A 16539-nucleotide genomic window follows, 5' to 3' on the forward strand; every position below is an offset into this window, starting at 1 on the left:
TGCTAACTGAAAGTGTCTGCGCCTAAGTTCACTCATACGGTTAAAGGAGATATAGCTATGTTTAAGTCAGATACTCAAATTCAGCAAGATGTGCTTGCTGAACTCAATGGGAATCCTCCGTTCGCGCTACAGATATTGGAGTGGAGGTGAAAGACGGCATTGTGACACTGGCTGGGCATGTCGATAGCTATGCAGAGAAGTGGCATGCAGAAACCGCAGCACAGAGAGTCAGCGGTGTGAAAGGGGTTGCGGTAGAAATTGACGTGAAGTTGCCAGGAAGTAATCAGCGCACCGATGCGGATATCGCACGAGCGGTGAAGAACACGCTGGAGTGGAATGTATTTATACCCAATGATCCGTTGAAAGTAATGGTAGAGGATGGTTGGGTGACGCTGACTGGAGAAGTTCCCTGGGAGTATCAACGCCGTTTGGCTGCTAGTTCTATCCGCTACCTGGCCGGTGTTACCGGTGTTAGCAATCAAATCGTTCTAAAACCTAAGCCGACGGCGGCGGCTGTCAAGGCTGATATTGAAGCCTCACTGAAACGTAGGGCTGTTCAGGATGCTAACGCCATCAAAGTAGAAGTGCATGATCATGATGTAACACTGAGTGGGAAGGTGCACAGCCTCGCAGAAAAAAACTTAATACATAATGCGGTCTGGAATTCACCCGGTGTTTGGAAGGTTACAGATAATATAAAAACTTAATGCGTTGGCTGTTGAGAAGGGGGAAGGGTCGACGAATCCCAGGGGGGAGCGACGACCCTTTGTCTTTTTGGCTTCGCTTTTCTGGAATGTAGTGGGGGGAGATTGGTGTTGACGCTGGCGTTATGAGCGCCCCGACTTTGCGCAGGGCGTTGGCGTGTTGTATGCCCCGAGGCAAACTGTGTATCTGGATACGTTGGCGCATCAGGTATCCTCTACGCTTCCCTATCCCACCGTCTGACTCTTGCCAAGGAAGTTACCCATGTTTTCCCCAAAACGCGTTGTCCTCACCTCGTTCATCGTTATGTTTGCGCTACTGCCACCCACGCTATTCGCCCAGGATGCCCACATTGGCAGCGTGCGTACCGAGTTCAAGCTGCTGGGCCCGAACAACACCATTGAAGTGGAGCGCTTCGATGACCCTAAGGTTGAGGGTATTTCCTGTTATCTCTCCTATTCGCAGATTGGCGGAATCTCTGGTGCGGTGGGGCTGGCTGAGGAGGCCAGTGAGGCGAGCGTGGCGTGTCGGCAGACAGGGGAGATTGTCTTCGACCCCGCGGAAGTAGAGGAGCAAGAGGTAATTTTTAGTCAACGCCGCTCGGCGCTTTTCAAGAATATGCGCGTCGTGCGCATGCATGATGCAGAAACAGAGACCTTTGTGTACCTGACCTATAGCACCAAGCTGGTTGATGGCTCGCCTAAAAATGCGATTACGGCTGTTCACTACGGTGATTTAGGAGGCGGGCAATAATTGATTCATGGGCGCCTAGCGAGGATTGCCGAACGTTTGTGTCCAGTAGGTCGAGTAGCGCGACTCTGGATCTGCGGCTTTCGCCATGCCCATCTCGGTAAAGGCGCCATTCATGATGTTGCGGCAGTGGCCGGGGCTGTCTAGCCAGCCTGCTACTACGGCAGAGACTGAGGTGTGGCCAGCGGCGATATTTTCCCCCACGGCTTGCCATGTGTAATCCTGATTACCCACCCGTTGCTCGATACCTGCGCCCTCCGGGCCGGTATGGCTAAAGTAGTCATTCTCGGCCATATCTTTGGAGTGGCTTTCGGCCGCTGCTTCAAGCTTGCAGCTCCATGTTAACGGCTCTGCGGCCTCGAACGGTTGGTCACCGCATTGGCGTGCTTGGCTACGCGCTTCGTTGACTTGAGAGAGCATTGACTGCTGCTGATCGTTGGGCTCGCATTCACCCTGATGGGTAGCATCATCTCTCTGGGGCTGATCATTGGCCCATGAAGTGGATGAAACCATGAGCATGATGATGATCAGGCTGAAGAAAAGCGCCCCGGCAGCGGGGCGCTTGGGTAGAAAGTTACCCACCGAACTTTTCATTCTCACCAAGGTTCGGCGTAGCGTCCTTTTTGAGGTTAGCTTTGGCTATTTCGTAGAGCTGGAACGTCTTGCTCTCTTTGGCTTTCCAGTGCTCGCCCATCTCAACTTTAATTTCCAGTAGGGCAACATCTGGGTCGTCTTTACCTTCCGGGAACCAGGCAGCGACGAAGGGGTTCCAGTATTTCTCGATTAGTTCGCGGTTATCGGTCAGGTTGGCTTTGCCCGATAGCGAGACATAAACACCATCCTCCTGATCGGAGAAGCTAAGGCACACATCGTGATCGCTTTTGGTTTCAAATACTTTTTCGGCACTGCGGCGGGTGAAGAACCATAGGGTGCCGTCGTACTCATCTTGCACCAAGTGCATGGGCCGGGCGCGCGGTGTGTCGTTATCCAAGGTTACGAGCATGCCGACTTTGATATCTTTGATCATCTTCCAGATTTTCTGCTTATGCTCTGGGCTGGACATAATTTCAGTTTCCTTATGAAATGGGTTTATATATGAACACGACTATCTTTATGTATATAGCCTGTATAAGGTTAGCTGCTATTTTTGATAACAGCAAACTGACCCTCCCGCATCGCTCTCGGCAGATGCAGGCTCTTATTCTTGGGGCTGCATGAGTGCTTCGAGCTCATCTGCACGATTGGTCGTTTCGGTAAGTACGCAGGAGTTGGCACTTACCCTCGCCAAGGTGCCACCTTCCGGGTCGGCATAAAAATCACAGTTAGCCTCCTTATACGCAATCCAAGCTCGCTGGGCGGTTAGCAGTTGCTCTTTACGACTCTCACTCAACTGGTTGCGCAGTTGCTGGTAGTTGTCGTTAAGCCGCTTATCTTCGCGTTCAAACTCTTCCGTAATGCATGCCACAATGTCCACGGTGCTGACCGCGCTTTCCAGACAGGCATCATGAGACTGCCGTGCTTCTTCACCATAAACGACAGCACTCGCCAGTAGGGTGGTGCTGAACAGGCAGAGCGGAAGTAGGAAGTGTTTCATTAGGCTTTTCTCTATTGCGGTGCTGACACTGAGCCGACACTGGTTATTGGGATTGGCAACTTCGTCATTGATCTACGAATATGAAGGGTAGCCGATGAATGGCTAGGTCAACAGGCCCTGGGAACGAAGGAAGATCACAATGTCGGTAGGTATGGGTAACTTATATCGCTACTTAGCAATGCCTATGGTGCTGCTGCTCGCTGGCTGTGCCAGCAGCGGGGGAGGCCCGGATTCTGAAAATCAGATGACGCAATATGCCGCTGAATACTGCAGAAGCCTTGGCGGAGAGAATGAAATTCGCGAAAGCAGCCTGGGCACCGGTCGCTACTGCCGCTTGCCTGATGGGCGGGTTGAAAATGAGTGGAAGCTATACCGTACTGAGCGTCTCGATAATGACTAGTCGACACCGTTGATGCCGCTGAGGTCAGTCACTGGATGTAAAGGGCTTAGCTCTTCTTGGTGGTATGCCTTTTTTGAAACTCAATCAGAAACGCTAGCAGCCCGCATGCCAGTGCTGGCAGCAGCACATCAAGCACTGAGTCTAACGTCCACGCACCCCAGACGCCTTCAAACATGCCGACCGGTAGCGTTTCGCCCCACGCCCATCCACGCTGAATGCCTAGCCGGTATTCGTGCTGCGCGATCTCGCGCCCGAGCAGTATTGCCAGCGGAATAACACCGGCTACACGTGCAGAAACAAACGGCAGTAGAGAGAGTTGAATTAGTAAAGCGATAATGACGTGCTCTAAATGTGTAACGTCCATTTCCATGCTCCTACCGCCTTTCCTGAGCCGAAAGGGCTCTGGCGCAAACATGGGCATCATACTCCCATATTCATATGGTAGGGCACGGGGCATCTGTGGAGCCTAGCGTTTACCCGCCTTGGTTTTAATTTTGGGTGGCGTATCGGCAAGCGCTTTCTCTTTGGTGCGCCATTTAATCTTTACTTCCACCTCCTGTTTGTCGCCTTCATCACTGGCGCGTAGGGAGACTTGCAGCAACTGCTGGGGCGTCAGCACCAGCTCGCCTTCGCTCTCCTGGAAGGCTAACTCGCCCTTATTGATCGCATTTGCCAGGGTGATCAACAGCTCCTGAGTTGCCTGACGATCCAGCAGCGAGTCGTGGCTGAATTTGGTTTTGGACTTCATTTAGTGGGCTCCCACCCGTTTCTCTTTGAGGCCGGGGTTGAACACTTTTGCCTGAGGGTAGTCACAGCTCAGGCCGACCACACCGCGCTTTTTGTCGATTAACGTTACCCCTACACCGCAGCCATCGAGCCCCTCGTTTTTACGCGAGTGGGCGTCCAGGGTGATATCGGCTTCGATATGAATCAGGCCGTTTTTAAGCGTGACCCGCTGGCCAAAGTGTTGGTTGATATGGCCGTGAACCAGTACCTGAATGCCTGCCTGTCGGGCAATGTAGGCGCCGCGGGGTGTAAGGGGCAGGTCTGCTTTACGGTATTTGGTTCTGAAGGTGTTGGCTAAAGGGCCGTAATAGAAACTGAACAGATTCTGGTGCATCAGGTTTTGTTTGAAGGCGCGGTTGGCATACTTGACGCCGTGATTGGCGAGCAGTACGGCCATGTGGTCATCGAGGCCTGCATGCAGGAACAGAAAGGAGCCGCGCTTTTTAACCAGCCGCATGCGGCGGAAAAACCAGCTAAACTCCCCTGACTTTTTGAGGAACAGCGAACGGCACTTCATCGCGGCGGCGTAGACCTGGGAGAGCGATAGGCCGTTTTTTGCACAGTGCGCTTCAAAGTTCTGGGCTTTGGTCGTCATCTTGCTAATTTCACGCGCTATGCCCTCATCCGTTAGAAATCCGGCGGCATAGAAGGGGAAGTTCTCGAACCAGTCGCTGCCTGGAAACAGCGCTTGTCGGCACGCCTCTTCTGACGGTACGCCTTTGTCCCACTGGGTGTCGGCCAGGTATTGATCGAAGACTTCCTTGAAGAGTGGCACCACCTTTTTACCCATGCGCACAAAAAGGTGCTGGCTACCGGCGTCCGTGTCGCGTTCCAGGGAAAGCAGCCCCATCAACAGGCGTAGGTCATGGTTACCGGCCAGCAGAGTGACCTTGGCGTTGAGGCGGTATAAGTGGGCCAGGCTGCGCAGCATCATCAGGTTGCTGGGTCCTTTATCCAGGCAGTCGCCGCCCACCACGATGTCGGCATGTTTGCCGAATTTGGTCAGTGCATATTCACATAGGTGAGCACCGTCACGTTCGATCACCCCGGCGGCAATCAGCGATGCCTCGAAGGCCTCGGCATCCGCATGGGGGTCTGAGATAAATACCACCGGCTTTTTGGGCCAGGAGAAGCCCTTTTTCTGTGCGCGCTTAGCAAAGGTGCTTAGCGCCTCGTCGTGATTGACCGAGCTGGAATCGTCGGGCCAGGGTGTCCACTCCGTGGGCAGGCGAGCCAGGATGGCATGGTGATAGGGGTGGTCGGTCACTTTTGGAATAACATTGAACGCGGTCATGGAAGCCATCTTGTAGGTCGCTATTGTTTAATCGAGTGGGTCAGCCGACTGGCGCTGTTTCCAGTTGCCGTACAGTCGGCTCCAGCCTTGGTGGTGCCGCTCGAAAACGACCGGATGACCATGAAACATACTTAACCGTTTAATATCGCTGAAGGGTATGACATCTAAATGATAGCTCGCGTGGCGAAGGGAGGCGCCGTGGCCCACTATCAGTTGCAGTTGCTTACCCGCAAACCGCGGCGATGACGCTAAAAGCGTTTGTAGATGGGCAGCAACCCGTTTGCCAGCCTCTAACAGGGACTCCGCGCCATCGAAGGGCAGCCTGAAATCGCTGGCCGATTTCCAGCCCGCTGGAAGCGGCTCAAGGCGGGGGTCTAAAGCAACGATGCGCTCTATTTCTTGAACGCTCAGGTTGGCCAGTGCCCCTACGCTGCGTTCACGTAGGGCTGAAAAGCTGCGCGAGCAGGATGACTCTATAAAAAACGGGGCTAGCTCTTCCCGGTAGATCTCGGCGGTTTGCCAGGCTCTTAGTAGCGTCGAGCAGTGTATCTCGGCATTGAGCTGATAGCCTGATGTGGCTAGCCATTCGCCGAATTGCTGCGCCTGCTCTCGAACCTCTTCCGCACCCTTTTCCGTGAGGGGGTAGGGCTGCAGGGCGCTGGGCGTATTCGCCAACTGCGCATACTCGCCGTGGCGAATCAGTGCCAGCGCCACCATTAGAGAATGCCCCTCTCTTGGAGTAGCGCAATGGCCCGTGCAAAGTCGATAGCGCCGGTGAGACGCAGTACTTCAACGCCCGCTAGGTGGTCTGCATAGATCTGGGCAGATTGGGCTTGTTCAGTGGGAAAGCTGCCATCCGCGTGTTGAAAAAATGGTCCTGGGCTTTTGCGTAACCCCTCCAGAGCCTCTGGCGTGGTGGCAATATCCACGCTGCTCAGCGCGGTGGGTGCGGTTGAGTCTAATGCCCAGTCCAGCAGAACCAAGTGTTTAAGCGTGCCGGATAGGGCGGTTTTATCCGCACCGTAGGCGTTAGGGATCAGCACATCGTACTTCTGCTCGATACCCCATAGCTGGCTGCTGGGCATGTGCTCAAACCGGGTACGCTCATGGGCAGGCAGTATGTCGATCAAGCGCGGCGAGTTGATCAGCGTGCCTGGGTTAACGCGGGGGTGTTTGGCCACCCCAAGAATGTTTATCTGGCCGTTTGCGGGCTTAAACAGAATCCGGTCATTGGAGAGAAAACTCGCCTTGGCGGTTTCCAGTGCTTTCAGCATCAGGGTGGATTTACCGCCACCGGAACTGGCGGCAATAGCCGTGACGTTGCCATCAATATCGAAAGCCGAGGCGTGGCCAAGCAGGTAACCATGGCGTTGGTGATGATTGAGAAACTGGTTGTTAATAAAGTTGATGACTTGTGAGGGGTGCCTGGTTAGCTCACCCACCGCGAGCGGCGCCGTTAACGACTGGAACAGCACCATCCCGGTGCGTACTTTATGAATCCAGCGCCCTTGGGGCGTATCCACGTAGGCCTCTTTCAGCCCTAGAGTACTGGTCTTGGCCCGCTTGACCGCTGTCCACTCGCGGTCGCTGGTATCCACCTGTTGATCCAGTAGCCATACCGGTAGCTCTGGCTGGTCAAGGGTATGGAAGTCTTTCGGGAGCAGACCAGACGCCGTTAAGCCAGCGTAGTAACTCTCCAGATGGTCAAGAATGGCCGGTTGTTCGGCCCGCACGCGCACCGTTAAGCCATTGAACGTCAGCGGTAGCGCATAGTGACACGCGGCCTTGGCCTGAATGATGTGCTGGTCGTCAAAAAGATTGATCATTAGCCTGCCTCTGCTGTTGCTGCCTCTGCTGTCTCTGGCTCAAGTTGGCTCAGCACATAGTCACCCAGCTTTTCGGCGGCATCGATGCCACAGCCTTTTTTGGCGCCGCTAAACCCGCCAAAGGCGGAGACCTCAAACACCACGGGGCCTGCGTCGGTCAAGGCAATGTCCACAGTGGTAAAGCTGAGATCGAAGCATGCCTGGGCTTTGCGGCCAAGTTCAATCAGTTCAGGGCTGGCTTCATAGCGTTGGTATTTGCCGCCACTGTGGATCGTCGTGTTCCAGGCTTTGCCATCGCTAACGCGGGCATAGGTACACAGGTACTCGCCGCCTAGAAATACCATGCCTAGATCCTGTCCGCCCAGGTTAACGAATTGCTGAAGGTAAAACAGACCATGTTTGGCCTTAAACTTTTCAAGCTTTTGGGTGTTGGCTTTTTCACCGTCTGCCGCTTTTAGCACCACCATGCCGCGGGCTTTGGTTGAGTAGAGCGGTTTTAGGATCGCTTTGCCAAACGCTTGAATCGCCTCCAGCGCAGCAGCCGTGTTCTCGGTAACTCGAGTTGGGGGCAGCGGGACGCCGCCTGCTGCCAGGGCGGCGGTGCCTTCCAGTCGATTAATTAAACGGCTTACCTGGTGCGGGCTGCTAAAGCAGCGCACTCCCTGTGCTTCGAGGCTGCTGAGCATGCGGAGTCGGTCGTCTGCGGCAGGGGAGTAATCCTGGCTTATTTTTTTGATGATCACCCCATCAAGTGTATTGAGCAGGGTGTCCCGATAACGCAACTGGCCTGTTTCAAGCTCCAGTACGACGTCCGCCATATCGACGACGCAGCGGTAGCCGGTGCGCTGCTCTAAGTGCGTCGCCAATACTTCGGTTGACCATTTGCCAGGTATCCCGATGACTGCAATCCGCTTATTAATCACTAAAAATGTCCTCTAGGGGAAGCCGGTACTTATCACTGTGCTCAGGGTTTAGAAGCGTCACAGCCTCTAGCAGGTAGCTCGCTCTAAGGGCGAGCCTGGTGGCAAAAGGCTTGTCATAAATAAAGCGTGTGGAAGTGGCAAAGGAGCGACCTAGGGCGATCGCCAGCCGGGCGTCAAAATGGGTATCGCTACTCTGCTTGGCAAACCGACGAGCAAACTGATAGAGCTGCCCGATTAATGCCATTAGTTCGGCTCTAGGGCCAGCGTCCATAATGGGCAGCCGATAAATCGACGCCATCAGTACGGAGAGATCCTGCACATAATCTGAGTAGGAGGCGCGGTGTAGGTCAATGAAATAGATGCGATTTTTGAGGTCGTCATAAATGAGGTTATCGACGTTAAAGTCGCCGTGGATCAGCACGGAAAATGGCGCCCTCAACTGACTCTCCAGGGCCTCAACCCGATCAATCAGCTCGTCAAAGCTGGGGCGTGGCAGTCCGCAAATCGTCTGGCGTTCTTTAAACAGCGTCGAGTGGGTGTGGCGGGTTTCCGGCATGCGTTTACGCAATTGCTGCATATACTCGGCCTGCGCGGGTTCTGGCGTGCGCGAGCTCTTCCAGATTTTTCTCAACGTCCGCTGGAGTGTACGGATAAGTTGATTGGCGGATTTCCACTGGCTGTTTAACAGCAGTGACTCAAGGGTTCGGCCTGGGAGGTGTTCGATGACCATTGATCCCAGCTCGTTCCCTTGCTCCACGTGGTGCGAGAGCACCGTGGGCGCCACCTTGGGGTAGACCCGCTTCCATTGATCGACCCCGTACAGCTCTTCAATGACTTTCTGACTTTCACCCTCCTTGTAGACGGCCATCCTGCTGCCGGCGGCGTGCTCGGCTTTCAGTGTGGCGATGGTGCTGCCGCTGCGGGTAAGCGCCAGCCGCTCAACGGTAAATTCGTCGCTTTGGGCAGTCATCGCATGGGCGGCGTCTTGCAACTGCTTGTAGTTTTGTAAGCGTACAGCTGGGCCAAAGTTGGTGGCGAGCAGGGCGTCGGCGAGTTCGGAGAGCAGGTGGATCATACGATGAAGCTGAAAATCCACCACGGCGCTGTGTTTGGCGCCTGAGTTGTCAGGGGCGAAAACTGTCGTTAAACGGTTAGTTATTTTGGGTATTCGGCGGCCTATTTTAAGGCCTTGGCGAATGTTTGCGTCATCGACGTTGATGATCACCAGCTTCAATGATTTACCTACCAGCCGAATCAGCTTGGCGTACTCTTTTCGTGACTTATCGGGAAGCTGTTTTAGCGCCTTGATGGCGATGAATTCAAGGCAGGCTTGGCCAAGCTGGTCAAGCAATCGGGCTAAACGCTCAAGGGATTTGGATTGTTGAAAACCCTGTCCATCGACTTTGCGTCGCTGCACATCCATGGCGACAGCAAGCTCGACTTTCTCAAGCAGTGTGCTTCTATACCCTTTGCGATTGATGAGGCGCTGCGCGAGCGATTCACTAGGCTGGGTCACATAAACTTCAACTAACTCGAAGTGATTTTCAACTTCGAATCGTAGAAAATAGAAATGCTCCAAAATCGACGTATTGATACGCTGCCTCACCGAGATAAAGTGCGCTTGGATAGCCACTGTATTTTAGTGTAACCAGTATAAATAACCGTGCCGTCATTTACGTTACATGTTTCTTACAGTACAAAGACTTGTATGAAAAAAAGACGTTTTATCGGTACCCGAATGTGCCTGCCCCGTGAGATTGGCAAGGGGCGGGATCTACGCCTGGCCCGATACCGGAAAGCTCCCGAGCTGGGGCCGAAAATACTCTTCTTTAGTGGCGGTACGGCACTGAAAGGCTTTTCAGAAGTGTTGACGGACTATACCCATAACTCCATTCATCTGGTGACGCCGTTTGATTCTGGGGGCAGCTCGGCAGAGTTGCGCCGGGCCTTCGCAATGCCTGCCGTGGGCGACTTGAGAGCACGTCTGCTGGCGCTGGCTGACGACTCAGTCACTGGCCACCCAGAAGTGGCGGCGCTTTTCTCTCATCGTCTTTCTGCGCAGGGGCAGGACGAGGCAGCGGTCAAGGCAGCCCTGGAGCAAAACCTGCGGGCCCTTGTCAGTGCCAAGCACCCGCTGCTTAAAGCGATCGCTGAGCCCATGCGTTCACTGATCCAGAGCTATATCGCTGCCTTCTACAAACATATGCCAAAGGATTTTAGCCTCGCTGGCGCCAGCGTGGGGAACCTTATCTTGACCGGCGGCTACCTGATTCATGAGCGCTCCCTGGATCCCATCGCTTTTCTGTTTGGCCAGTTGATCAAAACCCGCGGAACCGTTCGCACCACGACAGACGCCAACCTTCAACTGGAGGTGTTGCTAGCGAATGGGCGAAAAATTATTGGCCAGCACCGCTTTACCGGTAAAGAGATGGCGGAAATCGATTCACCTATCCAAGCGATAAAATTATCCGGTGAGGCGGATGATATCGATACCCTGGATGCCTCCAAGGTGTGCAAAGAGACCCGTAATCTTATCGATTCGGCAGAGCTGATCGTCTTCCCACCGGGCAGTTTTTACAGCAGTGTCATTGCCAACCTGCTGCCTAAAGGGGTGGATAGAGCATTGGCTAAAAATCCGTCAGCCAAGGTGTATGTGCCGAGTTTGGGCACGGATCTTGAAACGCTTGGCATGACGCTGGTGGATCAGGTTCAAGTGCTCAATGCACACTTGTCTGGCACACTGGAGCCCTTGTCGTCTAAGCGCTCCTCCATCGATTTTTTACTGTTTGATTCGCAACTGCTCAGTGTTTCTCCCCAACAGATTGAGACCATCCGCGATGAAATGGGAATACAAGTGATTGACCTGGATCTTGCCCCGGAGAACGCTGAAAGCCACCGTTATGATGACGTTAAGCTGGCTGAAGCGCTGCTGGGGTTGACCTGATTTCATGCGTCTTAATTATCAAGGCCCGCTGCCGGAAATGGTCGGATTTTTACTGCTGCCGCAGTTTTCCATGATGGCCTTTTTTGCGGCGGTGGAGCCGCTACGAATAGCCAACCGCATCGCCCATCGTCCGCTATTCGACTGGACATTAATCAGCGCTGATGGGGGGCCGGTGACGGCATCTAACGGCATGACCCTGATAGCCGATCAAGCAACGGCGGAGGTGCACCACCTACCTTCCCTGGCGGTGTGTAGTGGCTTTACCCCCGAAGCGCATCTTACCCGACCGTTAATGGCCTGGCTGCATCAGTTGGATCAGGCGGGCTGCTGCCTGGGCGGTATCGATACGGGGGCGTTTCTGCTCGCCGCGACAGGATTGTTAAAGCACGAACGGGTGGCGCTGCACTGGGAGAGCCTGCCCGCCTTTCGCGAGCGTTTTCCGGGCATTGATACCACTGATGAGCTTTACGAGTTGGGTGAGCGACGTTTCTCCTGCGCGGGTGGTGCAGCGGCGATGGATATGGCGCTTGAAGTGATTGCGCGGCGGCATGGCGCGAAGTTGGCCATCGATGTCTCTGAGCAGCTTATTCATGACCGGATTCGTACCCGCAGCGACCAGCAGCGCATGGCGTTGGTGAAGCGCTTAGGTACGCATAACCGGCGGGTTGTGGAGGCGGTGGCGTTAATGGAGCAGAACCTTGAAGAGCCACTTCCCCTCGAAGAGATAGCCAGCCGAGTAGACGTATCGGTGCGCCAACTACAGCGCCTGTTTGAGCAGGAGCTAAACGTAACTCCGCGCCAGTGGTATTTGCAGCTGCGCGTTAAGCGCGCCCGGCGGCTGCTGGCGGAGACCGATCTCGCGGTGCTGGCGGTGGGCGTAGCCTGTGGGTTTAATTCCTCCTCTAGCTTTGCGCGTACCTTTCGTGCCCATTACGGCTACTCGCCCCGGCAGGTTCGTTCTGGCATGGCGGATAAAGAGCTTTAAAGCGCAATGAGTGTCGTGTAATGCATGGCAAGTGTCGCCTTATGCCTAGTAGTAAGGAGACAGCCGCGCATACTGACTAAACCCAACGAATAAGAGGTTTAGCTAAATGTCTGCCACGACTATCTTTCCCAAGACTATCTCTCCCAAAACCGTCTCTCCCAAAACCATCTCTGCCAAGACCCTCTCTCCCACCACCAAGTCATTGTCGGTAACAGCTGGCTTGTTACTCTCTGCGTTTGCTGCCACTCCGGCCATGGCGGAGCTTGATGAACTGCGTTTTGGGGTGCCGCCATGGCCTGGGGTGACGGTGAAGTCCGAAGTGGCCGCCCAACTACTCGAGGCCATGGGGTATGAGACCCGCCAGCAGGATTTAGCCGTGAGCGTTATTCTGGAAGGCCTGACGCGTAACGATCTGGAAATTTATTTAGGTGGCTGGTACCCGGTTCAGACCGATATGGTCGAGCCCTTGGTGGCCGACGGCAAAGTAGAAAAAGTTGTTTCCAATATCCGCGGCGCCAATTCGGGGCTGGTGGTTCCTCAGTATGTGTACGATGCCGGCGTTACCACGGTCGCTGAACTGGCAGAACACCGTGACCGCTTTGATGGTGAAATCCAGGGCATTGAAGCGGGCACCGGCATCAACGATGCCATTCTCAACGCCATCGATAATGACCTTGCCGGGCTAGGCGATTGGCAGCTCCGTGAAAGCTCAACGTCGGCCATGTTGGCCCAGGCTGAGCAGAAAATGGCCGATGAGGAGTGGGTGACCTTTGTCGGCTGGGAGCCCCACTGGATGAACGTGAGCTTCGATTTGGCCTACTTGGCCGACAGCGATGATGCGGGCGTGGCTTCCATTGAAAGCACGGTATGGACAATTACCCCTGCCAGCCTGGCGGACGAAGCGCCGGAGGTTCACCGCTTCCTGTCGCAGTACGTGATCGATATCGAAGACCAGAACGAATGGGTACACGAGTATAGCTACGAAGACCGCCCGGCGGATGAAGTGGCCCATGAGTGGATTGGTAATAATCTAGACACCGTGGCTGAGTGGCTCGACGGTGTCAAAACCCGCGATGGCGAGTCCGCGATTGAGCAGGTGCGGGCCCAGTTCGATTCTTAACCCGGTTCGGTTCTTAAATAGTTTATTTATCCATCAAGCCGCTGCTTGAGTGCGTGGCAGAAATCCTGCCACGCACTGCCCATTTCGGGGAGCTGCGATTGGGCGTGAAGGGCGGCGTGTACCATCTGCGGCGCTCTACGATAGCCCACGGAGGCGCCTGCTGCTCGCCAGTTGGCCACTGCGGCTTCGATAGGCTGAGTTAGCGGGTCGTGCTCTACTGTCAGGATTTCCATGCTCTGGGAAGGAGAACGGCCATCCCGCTGAGCGGCGATAATCTCAGGGCACTGTTTGCGAATGCTGAGCACATCGTGGCGCGAAAGCAGTGGGGCATCTTCACCCAAGCAAGCTGGCGAAAGTTCGCCAACGGGCGGGTAAATTAACCCTAGCGGCGGCGCTTCACTCAGCGGGTGGGCAAGGTCGATAGCTAGTCGCCCGCCAGCGCTGTCACCCACCAGTGCAATAGGTTGAATGGCTGTTAACACCGTTTGGCAGTCTGCCAGCATGGTGGGGTACGTTACTTCCGGTGCCAGCCGGTAGTTAACGCTGACCACTTCGCGCTCAAGCTGCTGGGCCAAGCTGGCAGCGGGGCCATGGTGGCTCTCTGTTGAGCCGATGGTAAAACCGCCGCCATGTATAAACAGCACGACACCCGGCGCTTGCTGCTGAGGAGTAAAGCGGCGCACGCTAACGCCATTAATACTGCCATCTTCGACCCGCATACCGGCCGGTCGGGTGGGGCGAACGAGCGGCAGAACTTGTCGTAAGCGCGCCTTACCTGAGGCAGGGGCTGCTCCTCCATTACCGCCAGCCCTGCGCTAAAGCGCTGAATAAAGGCGTCTACATTCATCGCTACTGTCATCCTTAGCGCCGAATACCGATGGTGCGCCCGGCAAGTTCTGGCCAGGCACTGCTATCTGCTTTGGGCAGTGTTGCAATGCGATTCGCGATTGCTTCAGGAAACGGGCTTGGACGCCCAGACGCTTGTTTCATGCCCATCAGCATCTGCTCGCTGGTCGCTACCAGGTTGTCTTCGTCATCGAACAGGGTGAAAAAGAGGTGCAGGCGCTTTGTGTCGCTATCGAGCAATGTAAATCCTACGTTTAGCGCTTGGCCTTGGTGTGCCTCGCGGCGGTAGCAGAGGTGCGTTTCCAAGGTATAGATCGTATAGCCGTAGTGCTCACGGCCCGCTTTATCCAGCCCAATGTAGTCAATCAGTGCTTCACAGGCCAGGGAGAAAACGCGGGCGTACTCCGCGTCGTTCATATGCCCGTTGTAGTCGACCCACTCGGGAGCGACCTGGGTCTTATAAATGATCATTAAATGCGTCCCTCCAAGCCTTCGGCTTCTGGCCAGTACTTATGCACCACTTCAAGCAGCTCGACCAGGAAGTCATCCCGGCGGCGGTCAAGCGTGGCCACTGAACGACCCGCGGCTTGATGTTCACAGCCTTCTACCACTTTATCAATCAGTTCGTCGGTGAGTTCTGGGGCTTCCAGTTTGGTCCAGGGCAGTTTTAACGCCGGGCCGAACTGCTCCAGCATATGGCGCATGCCGGGCTCGCCGCCCGCCAGGTGGAAGGTCAAGAAAGTGCCCATCAACGGCCAGCGCAGCCCACAGCCGTAAACCACCGCCGCATCGATCTCTTCGGTGGTGGCCACCCCATCGTTGACCAGATGCAGGGCTTCCCGCCATAGCGCTTCCATTAAGCGGTCGGCGATATGGCCCTCTATTTCTCGGCGAACCACTAACGGCCGCATGGCGAGGGCCTGATAGAGTTTCTGGGCGGTGGCAATCTGGGCGGTCTGGGTTGATTCGCCGCCCACAAGCTCCACCAGCGGTAGTAAATACACCGGGTTGAAGGGGTGAGCGACGATCACGCGACCAGGCGCTTGGCGGCAGTTCCGCTGTAGATCACTGGGTTTAAAGCCAGAAGTCGACGAGCCAATGATAACGTCCGGCGTGGCAGCGGCATCAATGGCGGCCAGAGTTTCTTGCTTAAGCGGTAGCCGCTCGGGCACGTTCTCCTGAATCAGATCAGCGCCGCTCACGGCCTCTTCTATTGTAGCCACAAACGTTAGCCGCTCAGGGCTGGCATTAGGTGACAGGCCTAGCTGGGTTAACGAAGGCCAGGCGTTGTCGATAAATGCACGGGTGCGCGTAGGTGCTGATGGGTCTGGATCAAACGCAACCACGTCCCAGCCTTGGGCGAGGGCGCGGGCAATCCAGCCATTGCCAATCACGCCGGTACCAATCACGGCTAAACGGCTCATGCGTCACCTCCTGCCGGAGCGCGCAGCTCTGGGTCACGTAACCTAAGATGCGCGCGTGTTTCCGCTGGCGTCATTACCCGGGCACCGAGGTTTTCAATAATGGTTGAGGCTTTCTCGACCAGTTGGCCGTTAGTGGCCAGCACGCCTTTCTCTAGAAACAAGTTATCTTCCAACCCCACTCGTGCGTGACCACCCAGCAGCACCGCTTGAGCGACCATGGGCATCTGGTGGCGGCCAATGCCGAACGCTGCCCAGTTGGCGTTTTCTGGCAACTTGTTGCGCATGGCGAGCATGGTTTCGGTGTCTGCTTCGGCGCCCCAGGGGATGCCCAGGCAGAGCTGATAGAGTGGGTCATCATCGATCAAGCCCTCTTGTTGAAGCTGGCGGGCAAACCAGACATGGCCCAGATCAAAGCACTCAAGCTCCGGCTTGACACCTGCGGCTTGCACCAAACGGGCGTGCTCACGTAGCCAGTCGGCGGGATTCACGTAGACCATGTCGCCAAAGTTGAGGCTACCGCAATCCAGCGTACACAGCTCGGGGAGCAGCTCGCCGACTGGGGCATGGCGTTCGGCGGGCGTTTGAATATCGGTGCCTGGGCCGCCGCGGGTCGGGTCTGTGGCATCCGGTATCCAGTCGCCGCCGCCGCCCGCGGTGATGTTCATCACAATATCCACATCGGCCTCGCGTACGCGCTCCATCACCTCGCGGAAATGGTCGGTCGAATGGCTAATGCCGCCGGTCTCCGGGTCGCGAACGTGGATATGCGCGATGCTAGCCCCGGCACGGGCCGCTTCAATGCAGGAAGCGGCGATAGCCTTGGGTGTAACAGGCACATTGGGATTTTTTGCGGTGGTATCACCTGCGCCAGTGACGGCACAGGTGAGGATGACATTGCGGTTCATGGCGTGCTCTCTAGTCAGCGGTTTATTCGCTTACCAGTGT

General features: G+C 55.4%; 20 protein-coding genes. 6 read left to right on the top strand and 14 right to left on the bottom strand.

What is annotated here, in order from left to right; all coding sequences use genetic code 11:
- The first annotated feature begins 146 nt into the window (after positions 1-146).
- A complete protein-coding gene (locus tag OM794_RS07430) occupies positions 147-707 on the top strand; it encodes a BON domain-containing protein (protein ID WP_265154428.1) in 561 nt (186 codons plus the stop codon).
- A gap of 259 nt (positions 708-966) precedes the next feature.
- Positions 967-1455, top strand: coding sequence for a CreA family protein (locus tag OM794_RS07435; protein WP_226249627.1), 489 nt, complete (start codon positions 967-969; stop codon positions 1453-1455).
- A 15-nt stretch (positions 1456-1470) separates the two neighbouring features.
- Here the strand turns inward: OM794_RS07435 and OM794_RS07440 are convergent, their stop codons facing one another.
- From OM794_RS07440 to OM794_RS07450, 3 genes are all read right to left on the bottom strand, one after another.
- Positions 1471-2046 carry a CAP domain-containing protein gene (locus OM794_RS07440; protein ID WP_226249628.1) on the bottom strand — a complete coding sequence of 192 codons (576 nt, stop codon included), beginning with the start codon at positions 2044-2046 and terminating at the stop codon, positions 1471-1473.
- Positions 2027-2515: a pyridoxamine 5'-phosphate oxidase family protein gene (locus OM794_RS07445; protein WP_226249629.1), complete on the bottom strand. Its 489-nt coding sequence runs from the start codon at positions 2513-2515 to the stop codon at positions 2027-2029. Before OM794_RS07445 ends, OM794_RS07440 begins: the two co-directional genes overlap by 20 nt.
- 135 nt (positions 2516-2650) lie before the next feature.
- Positions 2651-3046, bottom strand: a complete 396-nt coding sequence (locus OM794_RS07450) for a lysozyme inhibitor LprI family protein (protein WP_226249630.1) — start codon at positions 3044-3046, stop codon at positions 2651-2653.
- 139 nt (positions 3047-3185) lie between these two features.
- On the opposite strand from OM794_RS07450, the gene OM794_RS07455 reads away from it, so the two are divergent.
- Positions 3186-3446 (top strand): DUF333 domain-containing protein, encoded by a 261-nt coding sequence (locus OM794_RS07455; RefSeq protein ID WP_226249631.1) that lies wholly within the window; start codon positions 3186-3188, stop codon positions 3444-3446.
- Positions 3447-3492: 46 nt separating this feature from the next.
- Here OM794_RS07455 and OM794_RS07460 read toward each other — a convergent pair whose 3' ends face one another.
- The 7 genes from OM794_RS07460 to OM794_RS07490 all read right to left on the bottom strand — a co-directional run bounded on the left by OM794_RS07460 (position 3493) and on the right by OM794_RS07490 (position 9791).
- Positions 3493-3810, bottom strand: a complete 318-nt coding sequence (locus OM794_RS07460; protein WP_226249632.1) for a hypothetical protein — start codon at positions 3808-3810, stop codon at positions 3493-3495.
- 102 nt (positions 3811-3912) lie between these two features.
- Entirely contained in the window at positions 3913-4194 is a 282-nt protein-coding gene (locus OM794_RS07465; protein ID WP_226249633.1) for an amphi-Trp domain-containing protein, read from the bottom strand.
- On the bottom strand, positions 4195-5526 hold the full coding sequence (locus tag OM794_RS07470) for a metallophosphoesterase (RefSeq protein WP_226249634.1): 1332 nt from the start codon (positions 5524-5526) through the stop codon (positions 4195-4197). It abuts the gene before it with no gap.
- 27 nt (positions 5527-5553) lie between these two features.
- Complete coding sequence (locus OM794_RS07475) at positions 5554-6243, bottom strand: histidine phosphatase family protein (protein WP_226249635.1); 690 nt, start codon at positions 6241-6243, stop codon at positions 5554-5556.
- Positions 6243-7352, bottom strand: a complete 1110-nt coding sequence (locus tag OM794_RS07480; RefSeq protein ID WP_226249636.1) for an HprK-related kinase B — start codon at positions 7350-7352, stop codon at positions 6243-6245. The genes OM794_RS07475 and OM794_RS07480 overlap by 1 nt, the downstream gene beginning before the upstream one ends.
- Entirely contained in the window at positions 7352-8275 is a 924-nt protein-coding gene (locus OM794_RS07485; protein WP_226249637.1) for a GAK system ATP-grasp enzyme, read from the bottom strand. Before OM794_RS07485 ends, OM794_RS07480 begins: the two co-directional genes overlap by 1 nt.
- On the bottom strand, positions 8268-9791 hold the full coding sequence (locus tag OM794_RS07490; protein ID WP_226249638.1) for an aminoglycoside phosphotransferase family protein: 1524 nt from the start codon (positions 9789-9791) through the stop codon (positions 8268-8270). The genes OM794_RS07485 and OM794_RS07490 overlap by 8 nt, the downstream gene beginning before the upstream one ends.
- A 192-nt stretch (positions 9792-9983) precedes the next feature.
- Between OM794_RS07490 and OM794_RS07495 the strand changes: the two genes are divergently transcribed.
- The 3 genes from OM794_RS07495 (at position 9984) to OM794_RS07505 (ending at position 13324) form a co-directional block, all read left to right on the top strand.
- The gene (locus OM794_RS07495) at positions 9984-11219 is read left to right on the top strand and encodes a GAK system CofD-like protein (RefSeq protein ID WP_226249639.1); all 1236 of its coding nucleotides are present in this window, start codon (positions 9984-9986) and stop codon (positions 11217-11219) included.
- A 4-nt stretch (positions 11220-11223) separates the two neighbouring features.
- On the top strand, positions 11224-12204 hold the full coding sequence (locus tag OM794_RS07500; protein WP_226249640.1) for a GlxA family transcriptional regulator: 981 nt from the start codon (positions 11224-11226) through the stop codon (positions 12202-12204).
- Between the two features lie 106 nt (positions 12205-12310).
- The gene (locus OM794_RS07505) at positions 12311-13324 is read left to right on the top strand and encodes an ABC transporter substrate-binding protein (protein WP_226249641.1); all 1014 of its coding nucleotides are present in this window, start codon (positions 12311-12313) and stop codon (positions 13322-13324) included.
- A 26-nt stretch (positions 13325-13350) separates the two neighbouring features.
- On the opposite strand, the gene OM794_RS07510 is transcribed toward OM794_RS07505, so the two are convergent.
- From OM794_RS07510 to OM794_RS07525, 4 genes are all read right to left on the bottom strand, one after another.
- The gene (locus OM794_RS07510; protein WP_265154430.1) at positions 13351-14043 is read right to left on the bottom strand and encodes an alpha/beta hydrolase; all 693 of its coding nucleotides are present in this window, start codon (positions 14041-14043) and stop codon (positions 13351-13353) included.
- A gap of 142 nt (positions 14044-14185) precedes the next feature.
- Positions 14186-14641: a thioesterase family protein gene (locus OM794_RS07515; RefSeq protein WP_226249643.1), complete on the bottom strand. Its 456-nt coding sequence runs from the start codon at positions 14639-14641 to the stop codon at positions 14186-14188.
- The gene (locus OM794_RS07520; protein WP_226249644.1) at positions 14641-15594 is read right to left on the bottom strand and encodes an L-carnitine dehydrogenase; all 954 of its coding nucleotides are present in this window, start codon (positions 15592-15594) and stop codon (positions 14641-14643) included. Before OM794_RS07520 ends, OM794_RS07515 begins: the two co-directional genes overlap by 1 nt.
- Positions 15591-16499: a 3-keto-5-aminohexanoate cleavage protein gene (locus OM794_RS07525; RefSeq protein WP_226249645.1), complete on the bottom strand. Its 909-nt coding sequence runs from the start codon at positions 16497-16499 to the stop codon at positions 15591-15593. Before OM794_RS07525 ends, OM794_RS07520 begins: the two co-directional genes overlap by 4 nt.
- Positions 16500-16539 lie beyond the last annotated feature (40 nt).

The sequence above is a fragment of the Halomonas sp. BDJS001 genome (assembly GCF_026104355.1).
Classification (GTDB): Bacteria; Pseudomonadota; Gammaproteobacteria; order Pseudomonadales; family Halomonadaceae; genus Vreelandella.